A 22,262-nucleotide genomic window follows, 5' to 3' on the forward strand; every position below is an offset into this window, starting at 1 on the left:
TACTCCTCTTATTGTTCGCCCTGGTATTGATATTGCGTGCACTCTTCCTTTATTCGCTGCCATTGGCGCTCACTGAAATTTGCCACCCTTGCACGATATGTTTGATTGCTTTCTATTGGGCCTTTCTGAAGCGCCTGCAATAAATCTATATGGCGATCAAAATCGGGAGATATGGTTAAAGCATGCGTGCCATAAAGGGTCAAATCTTGTGGGTGATGAAATGGAAATTCCCATGCACGGCGGAGCGCCGGAATAATCCGGGTAAATACCTGCTGCTCGGAAAATCTCAACTCATTAATATATGAACAGCGATATTGGCACATAATGCGATTTACAATGCCGATAAACTGAATATCGCGCCAATTATCTTCACTCAATGACAGAGAATAAGATAATCTAATATTCTGTTGTTCCGCCCCCTTCCTTTGAACCCATTGACCATCTCCATCAATAGAAAACCAGGCTGCTAATGGTCCAAATAAACGTTGCTGCTGCCAGTTATCTAATAATGACCATAACGGCAGCGCGACGGCAGGATCATAAAAGCGTAGCAGCGTATCCTGCCCTTCACGCTCCTGAAGCGCGCTTTTCGCTAAATGAAGTGCTAATGCCTCCGGCGAAGTCGAACAAGAAAGCCAGCCACATATTAACCGGCCATATCCTTGAGTGATACGTTGCGGATGAATTTCATTACAAGCCAGCTCTGCGCTCATCTCCAGCAACAGCACATCATCAGCAATGGATAAATCGAGGGGAATTAAACGTGGTTCGAACTCCGCTGACAGATAACGAGGCGCAACAGGAACTCTGATATATTCTCTTGCCAGTAGAGGCGTATATAGCGAATGTTCTTGCTGACGAAATCTGGCGATCGCGGCGTCGATCATTAAAACACACAACTGATTTTTGGTGACAAAGCTATTATGAAGTTGCTGCTTGGTATTTTTAATCTTCAAGCGCAAGACGTCTTCAGCATAATTATAATTTACTGACGCTTTCATCATTTATTGTTCTTTAATTAAAGGTTACCGTTGGACTTTGAGTTCCGCCAGCGGTATCCATGGCTGAAGCACAGGGTGCAGGGAGATCTATACTGGAATGCAAGGACGCAGCCGCCATTTTTTGCAGGTTTGTACATTTCAGGCGAAGACTACCTGGAGCGCCGATTTCAACATCGCCATTTTTCAAGCGAATATAGGCGCCGCCGCAGTTCAGCAACAGTTCTGTCGCCGCCGAAATAATCACTTGTTCGTCTTTGCTGGCAATAGTGAGCGTTTTTTGGGCCAGAAGATCCAGTGCATCATTTTGAGCCTGAATGTCGACTTTACCTTTACCGGCATAAATTTTTATTCCCATCAATTGCGCAAATAAACTAATCGTTTCTTTCACCCCGAGACGGAATTTCTTGCCAATGCTGATATCCGCATTCGAGCCGGAAGTAACAATTAAATTATCGCCTGATGACAGCTGCATAGTGGCGGGAGTAACCTGCGCAATCCCGGCAGGGGCTGACAGTAACAGCGCCTGTTGTTTTAATTCCGCTAATGTTTCGGTCAGTAGTTGTTTTTGCTTTTCAATATCCGCCAGTTCAGCTTTTGCTTTCTCGGCGGCAGCACGAATACCTTCCACGTCCTGAAGCGCAGCCTGCAACGCATCCTTCGCAGCCTGCATATCCAGCTGTAACCCTCCGGCTTTTGGTTGCAGATCGGCGCTAATAAACAGGCCTTTCCCCGCACGTATCGCCCCCCACGAATCGGTACGTAGTTCAAAGCCTTCCCCGCGTAGCGCGCGCTCGGCATTCACCTGATGCCCCAGATTCAGCTGTGTTTTACCGCCATATTCGGTACTGAGTTTGATATGCTCTTCACCGCGCTTATCCTCCATCCGCAGCTTGTTGTTGGTCGGCGTGCGGATCACGTTGCGCGTACTGTTCTTTTCCGTCACCAGATCAACATGGCGGGAATCGTGTAAGGCATGAGCGATATATGGGCGGTCCGGGTCGCCTTCATGGAAGGCGATTGCCACTTCCGTTCCCTGGATCAGCGGAAAATGAAAACCATACTCGTCACCACCGTAAGGTTTGGCGAGCCGCACCAGCATACTTTCCCGTCCCGGCGACTTTCCGTCCCGATCGGCGTCAAATTTCACCCGATACAATCCGCAGGCGTCCTGCCAGGCATAGATATCACCGGTTTTAGCGCTGGTCACTCGTGCCGTCATCGTGCCGGTCACCAATGGACGCGGTAGCAGCGGCGGACGCCAACAGATTGTCTCACGGTATGGTACCGCCTGCAGGCTGACCTGCAGCGCGTCTTTGCGGCTGGCGCTTAGCGCAACGCCGGTGATCAACAGAGGATCTTGCAATAATGCAGGTAAAGCCGGCGGCAGATTATCAATGAGAGTCAGGACTTGTGCCGGCGCTAGCCATGGCGCCGTGCTAACGCCAGTGACTAACGTTTGACTGGCCAGAAAACGCTCATGGTCGAGACGCGCGTAAAAGTTGGCGGTTTCCACCTGCGGCTCGATTTTGTCTCCGCGCGCCAGATGACGCGGCTGGTAGTGATACACTTCGCCATACGTGTTGCCTTCGCCATCCCCGCGAGTCATGTCCGCAGGCGCTGACTGAAGGATGCTCTGCGCGTCTCGGTGGTTATAATCTCGGGTGATAACACTCGCTTCAACCACGTTATGCGTCGAACTCAGTCCCCAAATCGATTCTTCTCCGCTGTCGCTCATCCCTGATGGGCTATTAACCGGAAGTGTTTTACCAAAGATCAACGCGCGCTGCGCATCAGCAAAATGCACAACTTCGCTCTGCGCCTCCTGCTGCAAAGTGAAGTAATAAAATATGCCTACTTCGGCCAGCAAGCGCTGAATGAATGCCAGATCGCTTTCCTGATATTGGTTTATCTGCTCACGTTTTGGATAATTATGTTTGAGATTAAACTCATACTCCCAGCCGTGTAGGTTATGTTCCTGCAGGATCTGCACGACCACTTCCGGCACCGACTGGTTAACGAAAAACCGGTGGCTGCGAAATTGTTTATCGAGCAGGGATAAATACGGTTCCAGGGTGATCTGATAGGCAGCCTGATCGGCAGAGCTGCTGATGCGGCTGAAAGCGGTGATAACGCCGTGAACCCGCCGACTTTGCGCCAGGCTTCGTAGAATACCTCCCCCCATAGTCAGCGAGGCGGGTTTGCTCAGCATATGCGCGACATCAATATCTTTATCCGCGCTGGTAAAGCTGATGCTGTAATGATAAAGCTGGCTTAACATTTCTGTGCCGCTAAACGATTCCACATCAAGCGGCGATGGGCATGAGGGTATATCCAACTGATAGCGATTCAGGGCAATTGTACGTTCACCGATCAGCGCATCCATCAAACTCATTCTCTTCTCTCCATGAAGGCCTCAACGCCCTGCAAGTTTAGTTTTGCTTTCTCATTTCCCGCGCCATAACGTTTATTACCGTCACTGGCGCGGCAAAATAACCATCAGGCCTCGCGGAACTCTATAACCACTCCGCTGTCTTCATCGACCCCCAGGAACAGATGCTGAGGTTTTTGACCTGCCGCTATATGGCTTAACAGTTGCTGACTCAGGATCGGAAGGATTTGCTGATTAAGCAGACTATCTACGTTCCGTGCGCCGGTATCAGGCAGCAGGCAGGCATCCGTCAATGCGTCATAGAGGCCTTCAGCTACCTCAGTTGTCATACCGTAATGACGATGCAAACGCTGACAGACCTGCTCGAGCTTCATGCCGACAATCCTGCGCATTGCTGGCTGGCTGAGCGGCTGATATATCACCGTCTGAAAACGAGCGAGTAAGGCGGGCTGAAAATGATCGCGCAACACGGGTCGCAACAGCTCATGCAATTCGGGACCCGTCGCTTGCGGCGCCTCCTCCAGCATTTGCATTAGCAGATCGCTACCGAGGTTTGAAGTCATCAGGATCACCGTATTGCGAAAGTCGATTTCCCGGCCTTCGCCGTCGCGCATAAAGCCGCGGTCAAACACCTGATAGAATAGATTCATCACATCTCGGTGGGCTTTTTCGACTTCATCAAGCAGCACCACGCTGTACGGCCGCTTACGTACCGCCTCGGTGAGAATACCGCCCTGCCCGTAACCGACATATCCCGGAGGGGAGCCCTTCAACTGAGAAACGGTGTGCGGTTCCTGGTACTCGGAAAGATTGATGGTAATAAGCGATTTCTCACCGCCGAAAAGCTCATCAGCCAGGGCCAGCGCGGTTTCCGTTTTGCCGGTGCCGCTCGGCCCCACCAGCAGAAATACGCCCTGCGGACCGTGTTCAGACGCGAGCCCGGTTTTGGCGGCCCGCAGTCTCTGGGCGATGGCGCTCAGCGCATTATCCTGCCCCACAACCCGTTTACCAAGATTCAACTCGAGGCTTAAAAGTTCGCTCTGTTCGTCCTTCAGTAATGAAGAGAGCGGAACCCCCGTCCAGTCGGCAATTACCGTCGCCACGGTGCGTACATCCACATCCAGTCCCAGCAGCGGGCTATTACGTTGTACATCGGCGAGCTGGCGCTGTAATTCGCCGATCTCTCCCCGGCGTGAGGGGTCGGCCCGGCAAACCAGCAATTGCTCTGTCAGCTTCAATTCCTGGCCGTACTGTGTTTCCAGTTCGTCGAGCTGCAAAATGATGCGCACTTCTTCCTGCTCAATTGTCGCCAGCCGTCCATTGTCGCTATCGTTACCGAGTATGGCATCTTCCAACAGCGCCTGTTTTTCCAGTTCCAGCGCCGTGATTTGCCCCTTCATCCGCGTCAGCGGTTCCGGTACGGTATCGATACCCATGCGAATACGGGCGGATGCGGTATCCAGCAGATCCACCGCCTTATCTGGTAACTGTCGGCCGGTAAGGTAACGGCGGGAGAGCGTAACGGCCGCGCATATCGCTTCATCAGTGATATGCACACCATGGTGTTCGGCGTAGCGGGATTTCAGCCCGCGCAACATCAGGCAGGCGGTATCGTCGTCCGGTTCATCGACTTTGACCATTTGGAAACGACGCTCCAGCGCAGCGTCGCGCTCGAAGTACTGCTTATATTCACTCCAGGTTGTCGCAGCGATAGTGCGCAGTTCGCCACGGGCCAGCGCGGGCTTCAGCAGATTGGCGGCATCCGCGCCTCCAGCCTGGTTACCTGCGCCGATAATGGTATGGGCTTCATCGATGAACAGCAGCACCGGTACGGGCGACTGCTGTACCGCTGCGATAATATTCTTCAGCCGCTGTTCGAACTCGCCTTTAACGCCCGCCCCGGCCTGCAACAAGCCAAGATCCAGCGTGCGTACCGTAACTGGCTTCAGGCTGTCCGGAACGTTACCCTCCGCGATACGTAACGCCAGCCCTTCCACCAGCGCGGTCTTGCCGACGCCCGGCTCGCCTACCAGTATTGGATTGTTTTTTCTCCTGCGTGACAGGATGTCTACCATTTGGCGAATTTCACTGTCGCGGCCAAATACCGGGTCGATCTTGCCCTCACGAGCACGGGTGGTGACATCAAGAGTGAATTTATCCAGCGCGTTCTGTAGCGCAGGATTCAGCTCGCCGGCTTTTTCAACGGTTTCTGCCGGGCGGCCGACAAACTCGACGTCGCCAGCATGATTCAGTTCTTCTGATTGTAATTCCGGACGTTCATCTGATTGCGTATCCAGTAGCGGGCGCAGATGCTCAAGCTGCTTTTGTCCCAGAGTTAATAGCGGCCATAGACTATCGCAACGCACCCGGGCAGGATTATTGACCAGCGCCATCAGCAGATGAACGCTGCGAATAGACGTTTCTCCCGCCAGCGAAGCTCTCAGCCACGCCTCCTGCATCAAACTCTGAATGCTGCCGGATAGTTGCGGCCGACTATGCACCGAACGCGGTAGTTTTTCCAAAAAAGAGAGCAGGTCTTGCCAGATAGCATCCATATCCCACTCATAACGCCGCGCCAGCACCGTCAGGTCGCCCTCGCCCTGCTCTAACAGTTTCAACAGCCAGTGTTCGGGAAGAATTTGTGCATGCGCGCGGGCCTGACACAGCGAGGCTGCGCCTTCCAACGCACGGGCGCAGTAAGGATTTAAACGGCGTAACAGGATGGCTGGATTTTCCATGAGACTCTCTCTTTATCGATTCCGGACACGCTACCGCCCATCGCTGTTTCCCGTTATACAGGAGACCAAAGCGCACGAGGTCGAGCAGGCAAATTGTGTTTTCTTTGCTAAGCACCTGCGATAACAGAGGCTTAGCAAAGAAAAGCAGACGGAAACCGTCTGCTTACGGGATTAGGCAGTCGTACGTTCATTCCATGAATCGGAATGAATGATGTTGCCGTCTTTATAGGTCCAGGTGATTTTTTCGTAGCGCAGTTCAATCTGCTCCAGATGATTGTGCTTCTCGTAGGCTGGATTCTTAATGTCGTGCATCATTGGATTAACTTTCACCACCTTCACGTTTTCCAGTTTGGTGTTGAAGTACTCGACTTCCTGACCGGCATCGTTGATTTTGTACCACTTGAACTCGGCAGATTTCAGGGTCTGGCCGGTGGTGACCGCCTTGTACAGGTACGGGCTGGAGGAGTCGATTTCCTTGGTAAACAGGAACGGCGTATGGATACGCGTGCCGGTCAGTTTGCCGGTGTTGTTATCGGTCGGGATGTACAGGTTATGTTCCTGTGCGACAACTTCAATGCTGCCTTCACGATCTTTCACATCCACGGAACCTTTGATGTCCGCGCCGCCATCATCCTTGAGCCAGAGATAGACTGGTATTGCCATGTTAATTACTCCATTTCATTTTTTGACGCGCCATCATCCTGAGATGGCGCAGGTGTGTTGTCTGACGCCAGACAGGCGGTCGCCTGTGGTACCAGACTGATTTCGACACGACGGTTCAGCGCCCGGCCTTGCGGCGTGTCGTTGCTGGCGACAGGACGGCTTTCGCCATAACCCTGCACCGCAAAACAGCTCTCCGGCACATCGCCGGTGTCACGCATCCAGTTGCGCACAGATTCCGCACGTTTCAAGGACAACGCCCGGTTTGCAGCATCATGTCCGACGCTATCGGTATGTCCGGCAACTACGATAAGCCAGCCAGGTTTTGCCTTAATATTCACCAGTGAATTCACCAGCAGCCTGGTGGAGCCGGGTTTCAGCGTCCATTTGCCAATGTCAAACAACGACATGCTATTGAGACGGATAGTTTGTGGCCCTTGTATAATCTTTTTGATTACTGGCCGGGGCGGCGGCGGCGGCGTCCAGTTATTAATCGCGGTTTCAAGCAGCGGTATCAGCCGTGCCCCAGGATAGAGTCCGAGCCCGTAACGCAGCGGCTCGCCGCGCCGCTGCCAATCGTCCAGTAAACGGCTGTCGGCCTGCAGACGCCGTTGCGCCAACAGCTTGGGCGCAGGTGGTGTTCCACTAAGCTGCTGATACGCAGCCAGATGGTCGCCAATGCTATCCAGCAGCCGCTGGTTATTAATAAAAGATGCCAGCATTGCCAGCGCCAGAAAGAGGAAACATGCCCCCCCAAACAGGCGCGCGTCCTGCATGCGGCGACCGATCCCGTGATTGCGGGGTAAATAAGAAAGAAGGAGATCCGGAAGCGGTAATATTCCGCTTGTTTTAGCGCATGCCGGGGAGAGCGAGGTCACCTCAGCAAGCTGCTGTTGCCACATATTCCCGGCGCATGCCGCTACCGGCGTAAGGCAGATACCAACGGCGGAGAAGCCCAGGGGAGGAAGCTCTCCCTGCCGGACGGACAAAGGTTGAAATATATGCTTCGCCATTAGCGCCAGGATACTGTCTAACCAGAGTACGTGCCCAAGAGCTGACGCGTCATGTCCGTTTGCCCGCTGCCATTCGGCAATCGGTACCGCCACATCGTCATTCTGTCGCACCTGCATTCCCGCTAGTTCAGGCGTTACCGTGAACCAGCGGTGCTCGTCTGCGTTCTCGAGGCTTGGCGGCGAAACCCAGGACACGCACCAGACCGGCGGTTTGCCATTCAACCATGTCCGACACAGCCCAATACTACGACGCCATCCCTGCAAGAACTGCGTAAAGCGCTCAGCGCAGTCGTGAGATTCCGGGGTGATTGCCAATAGTACGGAAACCTGCGATACCAACGCAGGACGCGCCGCTGACAGACGCTGCGCCAGCAGGGGGAGCTGTTCCGTATTTGCCGCCCGTAAATACCAGGCTTTTTGAGTTTCGCGGTAAGCCGTGTTAGCTGGAAATAAAGTGAGGTTATCGCCGCAAACCAGCACCACCGCCCCCAGGAAATTCTCCGGCGGCAGGTCAACTACGCAGATCTGTCCCGCTAGCAAATGACGTCGACGATGCTGGCGCCAGAGCTCGGCGCCGCATATCAATAAAATACCGGCGCAGAGCACCGCTCGATTACCGGCGGAAAATGAGCAGAAACCCAGCACCAGCCACAGCGCCAGTATGGCGGCAACGACCGTGAGTAGACCACGGAATCCAATGCGCATGCCTTAACCTCGCCCTGCTATCTGTAATACCATTTGCGATAACACAGACGAGAAGGTGAACCATAACCCAGCCAGTACAACGATGCCCGCTACCCAGCCCAGCCAATAGCGGCGGCGACCGCTGCGTAGCCCCGCGGCCCGAACCACTACCGGCGCCTCCTGCGTCAGTGAGAATGGCGGTACCCGCTGGCTGAGCATCCGTACCACATCCTCCCGCCGTTCGTCGTCAACTGCGCGATATGCTCCGACAAAACCGAGTTGTAGCGTTCTGAACAAGCAGGTTAGCACCATGACATCAGCGGCAGGCTCACGCAAAATCGCACGAATGCGATCCCACAATTCTTCTCCGGCATTCAGAGTCCCGAAGAATTGCGCCTGCAGAGGGTCCTTGCGCCAACGGCGATAGCCGTCATCCTGTAGGTCGCGGTTCAACACGCTTTCATCAAGCAGTGCGCAGTAGGCATAGAGCATCCGTTCGCTGTTTGTCGTGCTAACCCCGGCCTTCGTCAGAGACTCGCGAGCCTCAGATATCCACCGACAGGCGCGGCGATACAGCGCATCCCCGTCTTTAATCTGCTGACCGTTACGTAACTGGCTAACCATCAACCAGCCAGGATAAAAGACTCTATTGATCATATCGATATCAGGCGTTTTCATGAGCGCAGCACCGCAAACAGTTCAAGTTTCACTTCACCGAGAGACTCCGGGGTATAAAACGTACAGTTTCCAGCTTCCAGCATGGTGCGAGCCGCATCTGTCGACAGATCCAACGCAAAGTATTGGTTTTCCAGCCGTAAGGGAATTGCAGCAGGCACATGACTCAACGGTTTTATGACTATGCCGCTGAGAGCAACATTCACGACTTCTGACACATCATCATGGCTACCAGCCTTACACAGCTGCGGAAAACGATTCTGCAACTGGTAATTTGGCATCGAAGAGCGTACGGACAGATAGAAGTCCGCGCCTTCGCGCAGCCGCGGATCGTGTAATTTCCCACGCCAAATCTCCCTGTCCGCGCCCTGCTCCAGCGCGATGGCGATGACACGGGACGGCAGGCTGGCCTCAAGTAAGCTATCCAGTAGCGCAAACAAAGGCGGGAAAACTAGCTCCGGAGATTGGTGCTGGTAAAGGGGAATATCCTCCACGTGGTGTTCGAGGGAAAATGTCAGCAAACTCCCCGCAAGTCTTACTAGTTCACGGTATAACAACTCCGGATGACGCGAGGGCGTTTGGTGTAATTCGGTCAGCACCGGCGCCATGCTATTCAGCGCGTTAAGCAACCAGAACAAAGCGACGTCCGCTACCGCAAAATCAGCCATCCGTTCGTTACTTTCCCGGCGCATAGCCATCAGGCGCCCACGCCGTATCTGCAGGCGATGCAGTAAATCGCCAAGTTCGCCGACCAAGGTTGGGCAAGCGGATAGCGCCAGCATCGGCGGAATAAATCGCCGATCGAGAGTCCATACTCCCTGCGCATTGCGGATGAGCCTCGCGACCGGGCATGTCAACCATGTGTCGTTTTCCTGAGTGGAAACACGTAGCGTTAGCCCATGCCGTAATACCGCCAGTTCGCTACGTTCGTGGCCCGCAAGTTCCTGTACGATTACCCTCTCGGATCGCCAACGATACGGACGAACGCTCTCTTGTCCGTCGTCGAGATTACCGCCGCTGGCACTGAGCAGCGGTAAGCACAGTAAAACATCAACGCTTTCCTGTTGCAGACCCGAGAGATCGCAGACCGGCGGCAAGGTATCGGCCAGATCGGTGTCAATCAGCGTACCGTCCGTAAAACGAACCACCAGACGAGTGGCATTGAGTCGGGATAACGCCAGCGCACCTTCATCAAACTCAGCCGCCAGTACCCCCCAGGGAAAACCTAGCGCCATCTTTGAGACCGTATCCGCAACATGAGCTTCCCAACGAGACTGCTGCTGGAACTGTTGCGGCGTCAGAAAGGCGCCATCACTCCATAACGGACGGTAAATCTTCATCACACCTCCTGTACGTTACGCTTTTGCCTTCGGCATCTGGCTAACCAGCGACAAATTGACGTCCATACCTTCAACCTGGAAGTGCGGTACCGCATACAGCTTCACGCGGAAGAAACCTGGATTATCCTCAATATCTTCCACTACCACTTTCGCGTCTCGCAGCGGGTGAGAAGCCTGCAGTTCATCGCCCGGATCGGTCATCTCAGTCACCAGGCCACGAATCCAGGTGTTGAGCTCGAGCTCAAGCAGGCGTCGGTCCTTAGTGGTACCGATGTTTTCACGTTGAATCAGCTTCAGGTAATGCGCGATGCGAGACAGCAAGAAAATATACGGCAGGCGCGCGTTGATACGGCTGTTGGCGGTCGCATCAGCGGTGTCATACAGCGCTGGTTTTTGAGTAGAGTTAGCCGAGAAGAAACAGGCGTAGTCATGGTTCTTGTAATAAGACAGCGGAATGAAGCCCAAATTAGCGAATTCGAACTCGCGAGTTTCCGGGATCATCACCTCAGAGGGGATTTTCACCTGGTTGCCCGTGCCGAGGTCGTAGAGGTGAATAGGCAGATCTTTCACCGCGCCGCCCGCCTGCGGGCCACGGATTTGTACGCACCATCCGTTCTGGATGAAGCTGCGGACCATATTGGAGGCAAAGGCGAATGATGCGCTGGTCCAAAGGTATTTTTCGTGATCCGGACCTTTAACCTGTTCTACGTAGTTAAAACTGCGTACCGGTACGGTATCCGGACCATATGGTAGTCGACCCAATACGCGCGGCATCACCAGCCCGATATAGCGGGCATCATCAGTTTCGCGGAACGATTTCCACTTTATATATTCGGCACGATCGAAGTAGTTGCCGATATCTTTAATCGCCGCCACTTCTTCCATGGTATCTTTCATAAAGAACGCAGGCCCAACTGCGCCGATAAACGGCATATGGGCAGCCGCGGAGACTTTAGAAATATTGCGCAGCAGCGTCATATCCTGCGGGCTGGCATCAAACTCATATGCCGAGATGACCGAACCGATTGGCTCGCCGCCCGGGGTGTCATATTCCGCCGTGTAGGTATGCCAGTACAGACCACTCTGAATCAGCTCAGGCGCGTCTTCGAAGTCCTGGCGGAGATCATCCTTTGAAACATCCAGAATTTCGGTTTTTACGTTCTGACGATAATCAGTGTTGTCCACCAGCTGTTTTAATCCCCGCCACAGAGATTCCACTTTCTGGAATTCCTGATGATGCATGACGACATCAAGCTGACGGCTAATTTGATAATCCAGTTCGGCGATATGGTGGTCTATCAGCGTCTTGTCGAGCTTTTCCACCTGTTTGCCAGATTGGCGGATGCAGTCCATAAAAACCTGCATCGCAGCCGTCAGGCGTTCGCCTGCCGTCGCATCTGACAGCACGGTATCATCTAAAAAGGCATTAATATCTCCCAGGCTTGATGCTGGGCTAAGATTAATTTTTTCAAACAGGGAAGCATATACCCCCTCTTTGTTCAGTACGGTCGTCTGCCCCTGAACGAGGCTTGTTTCAGTATTTACAGACATCAGCATATTCCCGGTTAATCCATTAAAAGAGACGATCCAGATTATTTCTCGGCAAGCGCATTCATTTCAGCGCGTAATTCGTCGGACAGTGCCGGATCTTTAAGAATTCGCTCAAGCTCTTTTCTGAAAGTTACGTTATCAAGTAGGTTTGATTTGAGATCACGCAATAAATTACGCATCGCCAGCATGGCACGGAGTTGAGGTATTTGCCGGGCCACCTGCTCTGGTTCAAAATCTTTTATATTGGAAAAGCTCAGTTTAATGCCTTCCTCTGAACCGTCTCCCGATAGCGTATTTGCAACAGTGAGGTTGACCTCCGGGTTTAATTCCGAAAGTACGTTGTTAAAATTATTTTTGTTGATATCTAGCTTCTGGCGCTCAGCTAGTGGCCGATGTTCTTTGCCATTGCTGAAATCGCCAACGGTCAGGAGTTTAAGCGGCAGCTCAACTTTCTTCTGCGCCCCTCCGGTATGTAACGCCAATTTTAAATTGATACGTGCCTTTGGCACCTCATTCTGGAATGAATCAGCCATAACGCTCCCTTTTCCTTAAGGAATGAATGTGGAGGAAATCTCATTTGGTCAAAAGTCATGTTTGAAAAAACCCGCACAATATAACAAGCGCGTCATTCTAAAATCCAGCGCAAATAAGATTACCAGTAATTTAACACAAACACTCACAGCACCAGACGCTATAAAGTAGCGACACTTCACAAAAGAATGTTGACGAATAAAATAAAGACAACATAAAAACCCAAAACAATAGTGAAAGGCAGTTTTTTATATAAACTCATTGTTTTTATTGGCACAGATCAATATTCCCATTGAGAAATAATCATGATCAATGCATTAAGTCATCACAATCTTTAAATCAATAAACATCGCAGAAAATATATAATTAAGGAAATTATTAAAACGCAGAGTTATAAAATTATTCGATGGAAACGGATTGGTTGAATTGGAGTCAGAAAAAGAACGGCCATCTAGTCCGTATAAGATAAAAGAATTAATGAACAGGCTGGCATAGGCCAGCCTGATTTTTTGTTAAATCCATCAATTTTTAGAACCATGCCTCAAACATACCGCCGATGTTCAGCGAATCCAGTCGCTCGTCGCTGGTGCCGTCTACTTTCGCGGTGTGCTCGTTATTCACCTGACCGCCGGTCACATAGAAGCGCAGCATCGGGCGGAACTCCGGCCCCATACCGATGGCGATGTTCTGCGACAGCGTCAGCTTCCAGCCGTGGTTATCCCCGCCCTGGTCGTAGTCCACGCGCTGGTAGCCCGCTTCCAGCCAGGTCGAGTGCACATCGTTCCAGAAGTACATTGGCCGGACGATCGCGCCGTAGTTTTTACGGTTATCGGTATTATCCTTGCCGTTGTCGTAGTCGTGGAAGGCCAGCAGATACTCGATCTGCGCCTGCTGAGTGAACTTATGGCTGCCCTCGAAGCTGGCGTAGACCGTGGTCAGGTCGTCGGTTTTGTTGTAGACGCTGTTATCCGAGTTGTCGGAGTAGCGCAGGATCACCTTATTCACCCCGCTGTCGTTGGTGTGGCTCAGCACCAGCCCGCCCTGCCAGGCATCGAGGCGCGCGTCGCTGTCCACCGCTTTTGAGTCAAAGCCATAGTTGGCATATACCTCTACGTCGATCGGCCCGGCCTTGATGTTGTGGGTTTTGGTGGTCAACGCGTAGTGGCCGTTATCGCCGGTATCTGAGCTGCCGGTACAGGTGATGCGCGACGGGTTGGTCTCATCGGCCATCACTTCCGGGCTACAGGATTTCACCTGCGACACCGTCGCCACGTCGAACTGCACGCCGCCGATATCGAAATTCTTCACCCCGGCGCCCTGGCCGTCGTGGTTCATCCAGAAGTAGTCGTTGATCCCCTGTTGCGGGCGCTGGTGGAAGTCGCGGCCGGCCCAGATATAGGCGTTGGGGTTGGATTCAAGGACGTTGGTGACGCCAACGTAGGCTTTTTTCAGGTTAACCTCGTCGCTCCAGTGGTCAAACATGACGTTGAGATCCCAGATGGCCCCCTGCGCGCTTTTGAACGCTTTGCTGATCTGGAATTCGCCGCCGTTGCTTTCGTTGCCGAGACGGCCAATAGCCGAGGCGCCGTTATAGGAGCCGTCGACGCCGACATATTTCTGGTCGCCGGTCTGGAAGTGGGCGCCATAGCGGGCGTAACCGCTAAATTTCAGGCCGAAGGGGATCGCCAGGTCCGGCGAAGCGGCGGTGGTTTGCGGGTTGGTAATAACATCGACCTTTTTATTGGCCGCGGCGTCGATTTTCGCCTGGCGGTCGGCCAGCGCTTTATCAACCGCTTTCGCGACGATGGCGTCGATCTGCTCCTGGGTAAACTCTTGGGCTGTTACAGAGGTAAACGGAGAAAACGCGGCGATGACCGCCATAGTTAATGGAAGCTTTCTTATCATTGTCATCATTATCTCAATAGAGGTTAATTTTATTCAGGCAATAACAACCTCACTCTGGCCACGCAGAATATGTTGCTACTGTGAGAACAATTTAATTTTTATTTTGTACGGCTACAGAGGTTTTATACGAATAACGTTCTCCTTTCCCACAATTAAATTAATGATTAGCGCTAAAACAAGCAACGCCGCAGAGACTTGCCGCATGGATTTCATTGTATGGTGAACAAAACCATTAATCGTGCTGCACTTGACCTAAGATTGCATGAACGCTCCAATATTGGTGGATGTAAGAAATGTAACAACTATGACACATCCTGTATTCTATAAACCGGTTGCTCAATTACGTTATTTCACTCAGCGATTGAGAAAACACTCAAATGTGAGCCATCTCGCAAATATCACTTTCATATAATCAACATCATAAAATCCATATAGAGTACAGAGATAATGCCAAACGACCTTTGCTTTGAGGATCACAGAAGTAAAAAAACATAATTAATTAATTTAAAAACGTAATAGATTCTTCGAGATCATTTGTGTCAGAAAGTGTTTCACATTCACACAACAAACCGGAGTCTGCTCAGAATGAGTAAAAACATAATGCAAAATCGCAATGATGAATATCATAAATTAACTCGCGGGGAACGTATTGGCTACGGTATGGGCGATTTTGCGCAAAACCTGGTTTTTGGCACGATCGGCGGCTTTCTTGCTCTACATATGTTGACGGTAAATACGATCAGTACAGCCACTGCGGGGTTCATTTTTCTTTTTGTCAGAATCATCAATGTTTTTTGGGATCCGATGGTTGGAACCTATGTGGACAAAAGGACATCCGCGGCAGGGAAATATCGTCCCTGGCTATTAAGAGCCGGCGTGCCGCTAGTGATCCTTTCCGCTTTGCTTTTTGCCCCTATTCCGGGCGTCAGAGGCTCCGTACCGTTTGCTTTTATCATCTATTTAGCGCTGGATTTAGTTTATTCCCTGGTCAATATTCCTTACGGTTCTCTTAATGCCTCGCTAACAAGAGACCCGGAGTCGATTGATAAATTAACCAGTACGCGAATGATGCTTGCTAATAGCGCCAATCTTCTGGTGTATACCCTGTTCCCAATGTTCGTGCAAATGGCGTCACCAAAAGATCGTAGCCTAAAGGATACTGGTTTTTTTGGCATAGAACTCAATCTGGGAAACTATACCGACCCATCCGCGAATTACGCATGGTTCGGCGTCTACTCCGTTTATATGTTATTAGGCGCGGTGGCACTTTTTATTTGCTATAAATTCACTAAAGAACGTGTCGTTGCAACCGCAGAGCAGACGGCAAACGTCAAAACAACCGATTTGTTTCTTGAGCTCAAAAATAACCGTCCCCTTGTTATTCTTGGATTATTTTTTATGCTGGCCTTTACCTTCATGTTCTTTATGAACACGGTTAATGGCTTTTTCAATCAATATGTGGTTGGTCACTCTGAGTGGATGGGTGCCGTTGGCCTGGTCGCCTCAATACCGGGTATTGCGTTCCCCATTTTTTGGCCAAAACTCAAGAAAATTTTTGGAAAGAAAGGCTTCTTCCACATTTTCCTGGGGATGTTTATTGTCGGTGAGTTATTAACGTATGTCTGGTCACGGGAAGGTATGCACGATGCGCTGTGGCTTGCTTATATCGCCACATTTATTAAACAGTGGGGCTTAACCTCAGCCACCGGATTTATGTGGGCACTGGTACCTGAAGTTATTGCCTATGGCGAATTAAAGTCTGGTAAGCGAAATGCGGCAATCATCAACGCCATTATGGGACTCTTTTTCAAGATTGGCTTTACCATCGGCGGGGCCATTCCTCTGTGGCTGCTGGCCGTCTATGGTTTTAATGAAACCGGCGCACAACAAAGCGCGAGCGCTATCGACGGGATCATGATGACAGCGGTTTGGATCCCCATCGCCTTAGCGGTTGTCTCGATGATCGTCATGCAAATTTATCCTATCTCAGACAAACACGTCGGCGACATTAACCGCCAGCTTGATGAGATTCGAGTGTAAAACCAATACGAATTAAATTTTAAATTTATAAAGGTGTAATGATATGTCTCTTATCCAAAACCCTATTTTGCGTGGTTTTAATGCCGACCCCAGCATTATCCGTGTTGAGGACACCTACTATATCGCCAACTCAACGTTTGAGTGGTTTCCCGGCGTCCGTTTGCATGAGTCAAAGGATCTACAGCACTGGAATCTGCTGCCGTCACCATTGTCGACCACTACTCTTTTAGATATGAAAGGCAATCCGTCTTCAGGCGGTATCTGGGCTCCGGCGCTCTCTTACGCGGATGGCAAATTCTGGTTAGTGTATACCGATGTGAAAGTCACCGAAGGTGCCTTTAAAGACATGACAAACTACCTGACTACCGCAACAGATATTCGCGGCCCGTGGAGCTCGCCGATAAAACTGAATGGCGTCGGTTTTGACGCTTCACTTTTCCATGACGATGATGGCCGTAAATATATCGTGCAACAGACGTGGGACCATCGGGAGTACCACCATCCTTTTGATGGGATTACCTTAACAGAACTTGACACAACAACTTTAAAATTAATGCCGGAAACTGCGCGTACCATCTATCGCGGTACCGCGGTGGCGCTTGTTGAGGGACCGCATCTCTACAAACTGAACGGTTATTACTATCTCTTTGCCGCTCAAGGGGGGACGGTATTTACTCATCAGGAGGTGGTTGCCCGTTCCACGACGTTAAACGCGGACAGCTTCGAAACTGAACCAGGAGAAGTATTTTTAACTAACGTTGATACCCCGGACAGCTATATCCAGAAGCAAGGACACGGCGCTTTGGTTTCGACGCCCGAAGGCGAGTGGTATTATGCTTCGCTGTGCGCGCGTCCGTGGAATCGTCCTGGGGATTCAATCTATGATCCTCGCGGCTGGTCCACGCTTGGCCGGGAAACGGCTATCCAAAAAGTGTACTGGGATGAAGATGGCTGGCCGCGCATTGTAGGCGGTCACGGCGGTAAAACGTTTGTCGAGGGGCCAAAAGACGCCATTTATACCGAAAGCGCGAAAGATAATAGCCTGCACGATGAATTTACAACGCCAACGCTTAATCTTAACTGGAATACCCTGCGGGTCCCTTTTAGCAAAAAAATGGGTACTACAGGCGACGGAAAGCTCACCTTAATCGGCCAGGGATCATTAGCGAATACCCATGATCTGTCGTTGATTGCCCGCCGCTGGCAAGCCTTTTATTTTAATGCCCAGGTTAAAATCGCCTTTAATCCTTTCAGTTACCAACAGATGGCCGGATTAACCAATTACTACAACGATCGCCACTGGAGCTTTGCTTTTGTTACCTGGAATGAAATTAACGGAAGAGTCATCGAGGTTGCCGAGAACAATCGCGGAAAATATACTTCGTACCTGAAAGATAATGCGATTAAGGTCCCTGACGACGTCGAATACGTATGGTTACGGACGAAAGTCAGAAAGCAGACCTATAGCTATGAGTATAGTTTTGACGGCGTCGGGTTTATTGAAATTCCGGTAGTTTTAGATGCCGCCGTTCTTTCTGATGACTATGTCCTACAGAGCTATGGCGGTTTCTTTACCGGGGCATTTGTAGGGCTTGCGGCAGTAGACTACTCCGGCTACGGCGCCTGTGCTGATTTTTATGATTTCAATTATCAGGAGCTTGGCGACTCGTTAATTGGCACAGATGTTTATAGTTGGGAGGCCGGGGAACGACGAGCTAATTAACCAGCACTGCGGCGGTTTAAAATCACTACAGGCAGGAACTGGCCTGGCAAGCCGGTTCCTGACCGACTGTGACACCGCCTGACTCCTCCGGCGTAAACCTGTCACCTCTGTTGCCCGTTTTGTAGGCGGGCATTAAAATTCTCCCGAGCGGAAGATCCGACCGGGAGGGAGGCTGTTTTTATTATCAGAAACGATAGCCAATGCCAACGTTAAAGCCATTAATTGAGTAATTACCTGCCAGGTCGGCCTGAGTTCCTTCATATCCGATATTAACGGAAAGGTTCTCCACAGGATTAATAATCACACCGGCGCCGTAAGCCAAAGAGGTCGATTTTTCAGAGATATCTTCATAATTAGCGGTAACATCTCCTGCATTTATCCATTTCGTCGAGCCTGTAGCTTTAACATAGGCCGCACCGCCCAGCGCATATAACGAGACATAATTGTTAATGCGGTACGCTGGCCCCACGAGTAAGGAGTAGTATTTCACATCGACACTATTTTTTATTGAGTCGCCATAGTATAAATAATTCTGCTCACCGTCGCCCTGCATATAAGAAAAAGAGGCAACGACACTTAACGTGGAGTTAAACTCATAACGATATTGCAGATTTACACCATTGATATCATCAAAGTCCTGCACGTTACTTTGCGCATAACCGATTGATACCGTATGATTATCAGCCAACGCCATGCCGCTTGCCATCGCCGTTGTCAGTAATACCGCCACACAGATTTTATTCATATGTATAGTCCCTTAACATTAATCCTTAATTATAATATCAGCAAATACATTACGCAGTACTCAGGCTTACTATTTGCGCTATGCATACTGAAATAAAACCACAAACAATTCTATATCTTTTCTCGAAAATAATAAAAATTAGGATTTCGTTTAGACGGATCTGACTATATAAAAACCATAAACAATGACGTTTTATATATTTTCGGAAGCCTGGTACTCTTCTTATCCCCTGCATTTTTTGCTGTTTTTTTAATCCCCACACGGATATCCGTAGCGATGCATTTTTTGGCTTCCGGCTGCTTTTTCTCACTTCAGCAACGTTAGTTTGAATCAGCCATGCCACGGTTTTAATCATCCGTTAATGGTTTGATGCAAAACCGCGCTGCTCCACTCATAAAAAGCGCGTACCGAAGGAGGAAGATAGCGGTTTTGCGGATAAACCAGCGAAAGCGGTAAATCAAAAGAGAGGTGCTCCATACAGAGAACGAGCGCTCCGCTTTGCACATAGGGCGCAACCAGATAGCTGGCGACACGAATCAAACCAAAGCCTTGTATTCCTGCCTGGATGTAAGCGTCAGTATCATCAACGATCAGCGTCTCTTTCATACGGAGCGCGCAGTCACCATCATCCAACGTAAAAAACCAGTCGGTGGTACGCCCGGTGCGATGATTCAGGTAGCCAACGGCATGATGTCTTTGCAGGCTGTCTACGTTATCCGGTTTACCATGGGCGGCAATATAGTCTGGCGAAGCCAGAACCATCCATCTGAAGTTCGCGAGCGGGCGGGCGACCAGCGTCGTTGAATCTTCGATCCTGCCGGCGCGGATCACGCAGTCATATCCCTCCTGAATGATGTCTTCGACGTTATCACTGGAACAAAGTATCAATTCCAGCTCAGGATACTGATGCAGAAATGCAGGCAGCCGGGGAAGTATGCAATGGCGGGCGAGCGACTGCGGCATTCCTACTTTGAAACGGCCTCTGGGTTGTGCAGACCTGCCGGGAAACGAAGACTCCATCGTCGCAATATCAGCCAGCACCTTTTTACATTCATGATAGTAACGTCGGCCGTCGGCGGTCACGCTGAGTTTGCGGGTGGTGCGTTGTAATAGTTGAATACCCAGGTACGTCTCAAGTTCCTTAACGACCCGCGATACCGTTGAACGCGGTAGTCCCAGCACTTCTGCCGCCCTTGCGAAGCTATGGACATCTACCACGCAAACATAGACCTGCATTGATTCCAGCTTATCCATATACCCACCGCGCCTGAACGCATTGATTATCCCATTTATACGAACAGTCTAACCTGCATTCATTGTCTTATCGAATACAGAACACTGACATAACCTCTCTCTACTCGCTAGTAACCGGCGATTTACCAAAAGAGGTTCAATATGAAAGAGCGTGATATTACAACGGGTGAAAAAGTATTAGTGCTTGGCGCGGGACAACTGGGCGCTGCTGTGCTGCACTATCTGCTTCCAGAGGTCATAGCGCGTAATGGCAGCATCTGCGTTATTGTGTCGCCAGGCGCCATGGATGAACAGGGCAAATTGTTTTCTGATGTTCATCAAAAACTGGCTGACGCGGGAGCTGAGTTTATCTCTCTTGATGTCGCCGCCAGCACGACTGAAACGTTAACAACCTGCTTTATGAATTTTGAGACCATTATCAACTGCATGGGCTTTGTCGCCGGTCCCGGAACACAGATAAAGATCGCACACGCCGTCGTGGATGCTGGCGTTAACCGCTATTTCCCCTGGCAGTTTGGCGTAAATTACGATGTGGTAGGTAAAGGCAGCGGTCAGCCCGTCTGGGATGAACAGTATGACGTCAGAATACTGCTGCGGGCACAGAAGACAACGGAATGGGTCATTGTTTCAACTGGCATGTTCACCAGTTTTCTCTTCGATCCCGCATTTGATGTGGTGAACCTATCTGAAAAAACCATCAAGGCATTAGGAGGATGGGAAACTCAAATCACTGTGACATCACCGGAAGATATTGGTCGGCTAACCAGCGAAATTTATTTGCATCAGCCGCGGATCGCTAACGAAGTGCTCTTTATCGCAGGAGAGACGACTTCTTATGGAAAGCTGGCTGAAACGGTTGAACGCGTGACCAAACACACCTTTGACAAGAGCGTATTAACACTCTCAGGCTTACTGGACGCCCTGCGTTTAAATCCTGACGATCCGATGCTTCGTTATCGCGCGGCTTTCGCGCGAGGAGATGGCATGTGGTGGTCGATGAGCGACACCTGGAATGTACAGCATCATATAGCGACCCAGGATATTGAAGCCTGGCTTAAAACCGTTATTTAACTCACACAATACTGTAGCTGTAGCCTGGTCCGCGACAACACCGATGCTCACGCGCAGTTTTGCGCCCCGCAGCGAGGTGTCGCGCGGACAAACCTTCTCACCCGCAGAAGCAAGGCCTGTATCACCGTGAAAGTATTTGCCGCAGCGCCAGCCCCGCCAGGCGCACGGTTTCCAGTAACCGCTCCAGGCTATCCCCTGCCCGCGCTTTCGCAGAAAGGCCGGACATCAGCGTACTCATAAAGTCAGTTAAGCGAACGGCATCCTGCGGATATTGCTCCGCAATATAGTTCCGAATACTCTCTTCGGCAGCAACATGCAATTCACAAGCCGCTTCACGTGCCTCAGGATCGTTGCAATGGGTTCCTTCCAGCACCAGGCAACCAGCAGCGCTCCGGTCGGCAACGTAGCGCCTTGCCGCCTCATGCAGAACATCAATCAAACATTCAACCACCGGACGATCGTCACGTAAAAGCGTCGCAAAAGGGATTGCGCCGGTGCGGCTATAGCGATCCAGTACGCAGGTATATAACCCAAGTTTACTGCCAAAAGCGGCATAGAAGCTGGGCGGGTTAATCCCGAACGCTTTTGTCAGGTCGGCAACGCTCACCGCGTCATAACCTCGCGAGTGGAAAAGGTGTTGCGCCGTTTCCACCGCCTGCATTGGATCGAACTTACGTGGGCGCCCTGGGGTTCGATTCGCTTTCGTCGTGCTCACGACAGTACTCCTTGAAGACATGATCTTTCGAAGCATATTGTAATCGTTATTACAATATCATAAGAAACAGGTCTACGGTCATCCAACGATACAGATGCCCTGAAGAAGTGGTGGGTTGGTTTACAACGTTCGGCTTACTTTTTCTCCGCGTTTTTGGCTGCGGTTGTCGCATTATTGCAGGCAGCCACTTTTGTACAGTGGGATAAATAGTACTCCGCTATCCGATC

General features: G+C 50.9%; 16 protein-coding genes. 3 read left to right on the forward strand and 13 right to left on the reverse strand.

Going from position 1 to position 22,262, the window contains the following annotated elements:
• Positions 1 to 8: 8 nt before the first annotated feature.
• The 10 genes from ABLV17_RS24345 to ABLV17_RS24390 all read right to left on the reverse strand — a co-directional run bounded on the left by ABLV17_RS24345 (position 9) and on the right by ABLV17_RS24390 (position 14,493).
• Complete coding sequence (locus ABLV17_RS24345; protein WP_308958874.1) at positions 9 to 1,004, reverse strand: DUF4123 domain-containing protein; 996 nt, start codon at positions 1,002 to 1,004, stop codon at positions 9 to 11.
• A 10-nt stretch (positions 1,005 to 1,014) separates the two neighbouring features.
• Positions 1,015 to 3,393: a type VI secretion system tip protein VgrG gene (gene vgrG / locus ABLV17_RS24350; protein ID WP_308958873.1), complete on the reverse strand. Its 2,379-nt coding sequence runs from the start codon at positions 3,391 to 3,393 to the stop codon at positions 1,015 to 1,017.
• Positions 3,394 to 3,497: 104 nt separating this feature from the next.
• Positions 3,498 to 6,128 (reverse strand): type VI secretion system ATPase TssH, encoded by a 2,631-nt coding sequence (gene tssH / locus ABLV17_RS24355; RefSeq protein ID WP_308958872.1) that lies wholly within the window; start codon positions 6,126 to 6,128, stop codon positions 3,498 to 3,500.
• Positions 6,129 to 6,299: 171 nt separating this feature from the next.
• Entirely contained in the window at positions 6,300 to 6,791 is a 492-nt protein-coding gene (gene hcp, locus ABLV17_RS24360; RefSeq protein WP_047067878.1) for a type VI secretion system effector Hcp, read from the reverse strand.
• Between the two features lie 5 nt (positions 6,792 to 6,796).
• The gene (locus ABLV17_RS24365; RefSeq protein ID WP_348854739.1) at positions 6,797 to 8,506 is read right to left on the reverse strand and encodes an OmpA family protein; all 1,710 of its coding nucleotides are present in this window, start codon (positions 8,504 to 8,506) and stop codon (positions 6,797 to 6,799) included.
• Positions 8,507 to 8,509: 3 nt separating this feature from the next.
• Positions 8,510 to 9,163, reverse strand: a complete 654-nt coding sequence (tssL, locus tag ABLV17_RS24370; protein WP_087859419.1) for a type VI secretion system protein TssL, short form — start codon at positions 9,161 to 9,163, stop codon at positions 8,510 to 8,512.
• Complete coding sequence (tssK, locus tag ABLV17_RS24375) at positions 9,160 to 10,500, reverse strand: type VI secretion system baseplate subunit TssK (RefSeq protein ID WP_348854740.1); 1,341 nt, start codon at positions 10,498 to 10,500, stop codon at positions 9,160 to 9,162. Before tssK ends, tssL begins: the two co-directional genes overlap by 4 nt.
• Positions 10,501 to 10,515: 15 nt before the next feature.
• Entirely contained in the window at positions 10,516 to 12,051 is a 1,536-nt protein-coding gene (gene tssC / locus ABLV17_RS24380; protein ID WP_308958870.1) for a type VI secretion system contractile sheath large subunit, read from the reverse strand.
• Positions 12,052 to 12,092: 41 nt separating this feature from the next.
• The gene (gene tssB / locus ABLV17_RS24385) at positions 12,093 to 12,584 is read right to left on the reverse strand and encodes a type VI secretion system contractile sheath small subunit (protein ID WP_087859417.1); all 492 of its coding nucleotides are present in this window, start codon (positions 12,582 to 12,584) and stop codon (positions 12,093 to 12,095) included.
• A gap of 526 nt (positions 12,585 to 13,110) precedes the next feature.
• Positions 13,111 to 14,493 (reverse strand): carbohydrate porin, encoded by a 1,383-nt coding sequence (locus ABLV17_RS24390; protein ID WP_113373186.1) that lies wholly within the window; start codon positions 14,491 to 14,493, stop codon positions 13,111 to 13,113.
• A gap of 594 nt (positions 14,494 to 15,087) precedes the next feature.
• On the opposite strand from ABLV17_RS24390, the gene ABLV17_RS24395 reads away from it, so the two are divergent.
• Together ABLV17_RS24395 and ABLV17_RS24400 are read left to right on the forward strand one after the other, a co-directional pair.
• Complete coding sequence (locus ABLV17_RS24395) at positions 15,088 to 16,527, forward strand: MFS transporter (RefSeq protein ID WP_308958413.1); 1,440 nt, start codon at positions 15,088 to 15,090, stop codon at positions 16,525 to 16,527.
• Between the two features lie 43 nt (positions 16,528 to 16,570).
• Entirely contained in the window at positions 16,571 to 18,250 is a 1,680-nt protein-coding gene (locus ABLV17_RS24400) for a glycoside hydrolase family 43 protein (RefSeq protein ID WP_308958377.1), read from the forward strand.
• A 184-nt stretch (positions 18,251 to 18,434) separates the two neighbouring features.
• Here ABLV17_RS24400 and ABLV17_RS24405 read toward each other — a convergent pair whose 3' ends face one another.
• Both ABLV17_RS24405 and ABLV17_RS24410 read right to left on the reverse strand, forming a co-directional pair.
• Positions 18,435 to 18,995 carry an Ail/Lom family outer membrane beta-barrel protein gene (locus ABLV17_RS24405; RefSeq protein WP_308958379.1) on the reverse strand — a complete coding sequence of 187 codons (561 nt, stop codon included), beginning with the start codon at positions 18,993 to 18,995 and terminating at the stop codon, positions 18,435 to 18,437.
• Positions 18,996 to 19,346: 351 nt separating this feature from the next.
• Complete coding sequence (locus ABLV17_RS24410; RefSeq protein ID WP_308958380.1) at positions 19,347 to 20,249, reverse strand: LysR substrate-binding domain-containing protein; 903 nt, start codon at positions 20,247 to 20,249, stop codon at positions 19,347 to 19,349.
• 141 nt (positions 20,250 to 20,390) lie between these two features.
• On the opposite strand from ABLV17_RS24410, the gene ABLV17_RS24415 reads away from it, so the two are divergent.
• On the forward strand, positions 20,391 to 21,320 hold the full coding sequence (locus ABLV17_RS24415; protein ID WP_308958381.1) for an aromatic alcohol reductase: 930 nt from the start codon (positions 20,391 to 20,393) through the stop codon (positions 21,318 to 21,320).
• A gap of 121 nt (positions 21,321 to 21,441) precedes the next feature.
• Here the strand turns inward: ABLV17_RS24415 and ABLV17_RS24420 are convergent, their stop codons facing one another.
• Positions 21,442 to 22,035, reverse strand: a complete 594-nt coding sequence (locus tag ABLV17_RS24420) for a TetR/AcrR family transcriptional regulator (RefSeq protein ID WP_308958382.1) — start codon at positions 22,033 to 22,035, stop codon at positions 21,442 to 21,444.
• Positions 22,036 to 22,262 lie beyond the last annotated feature (227 nt).

It is taken from the genome of Klebsiella sp. CN_Kp091 (genome assembly GCF_040065095.1).
Classification (GTDB): Bacteria; Pseudomonadota; Gammaproteobacteria; order Enterobacterales; family Enterobacteriaceae; genus Klebsiella; species Klebsiella aerogenes.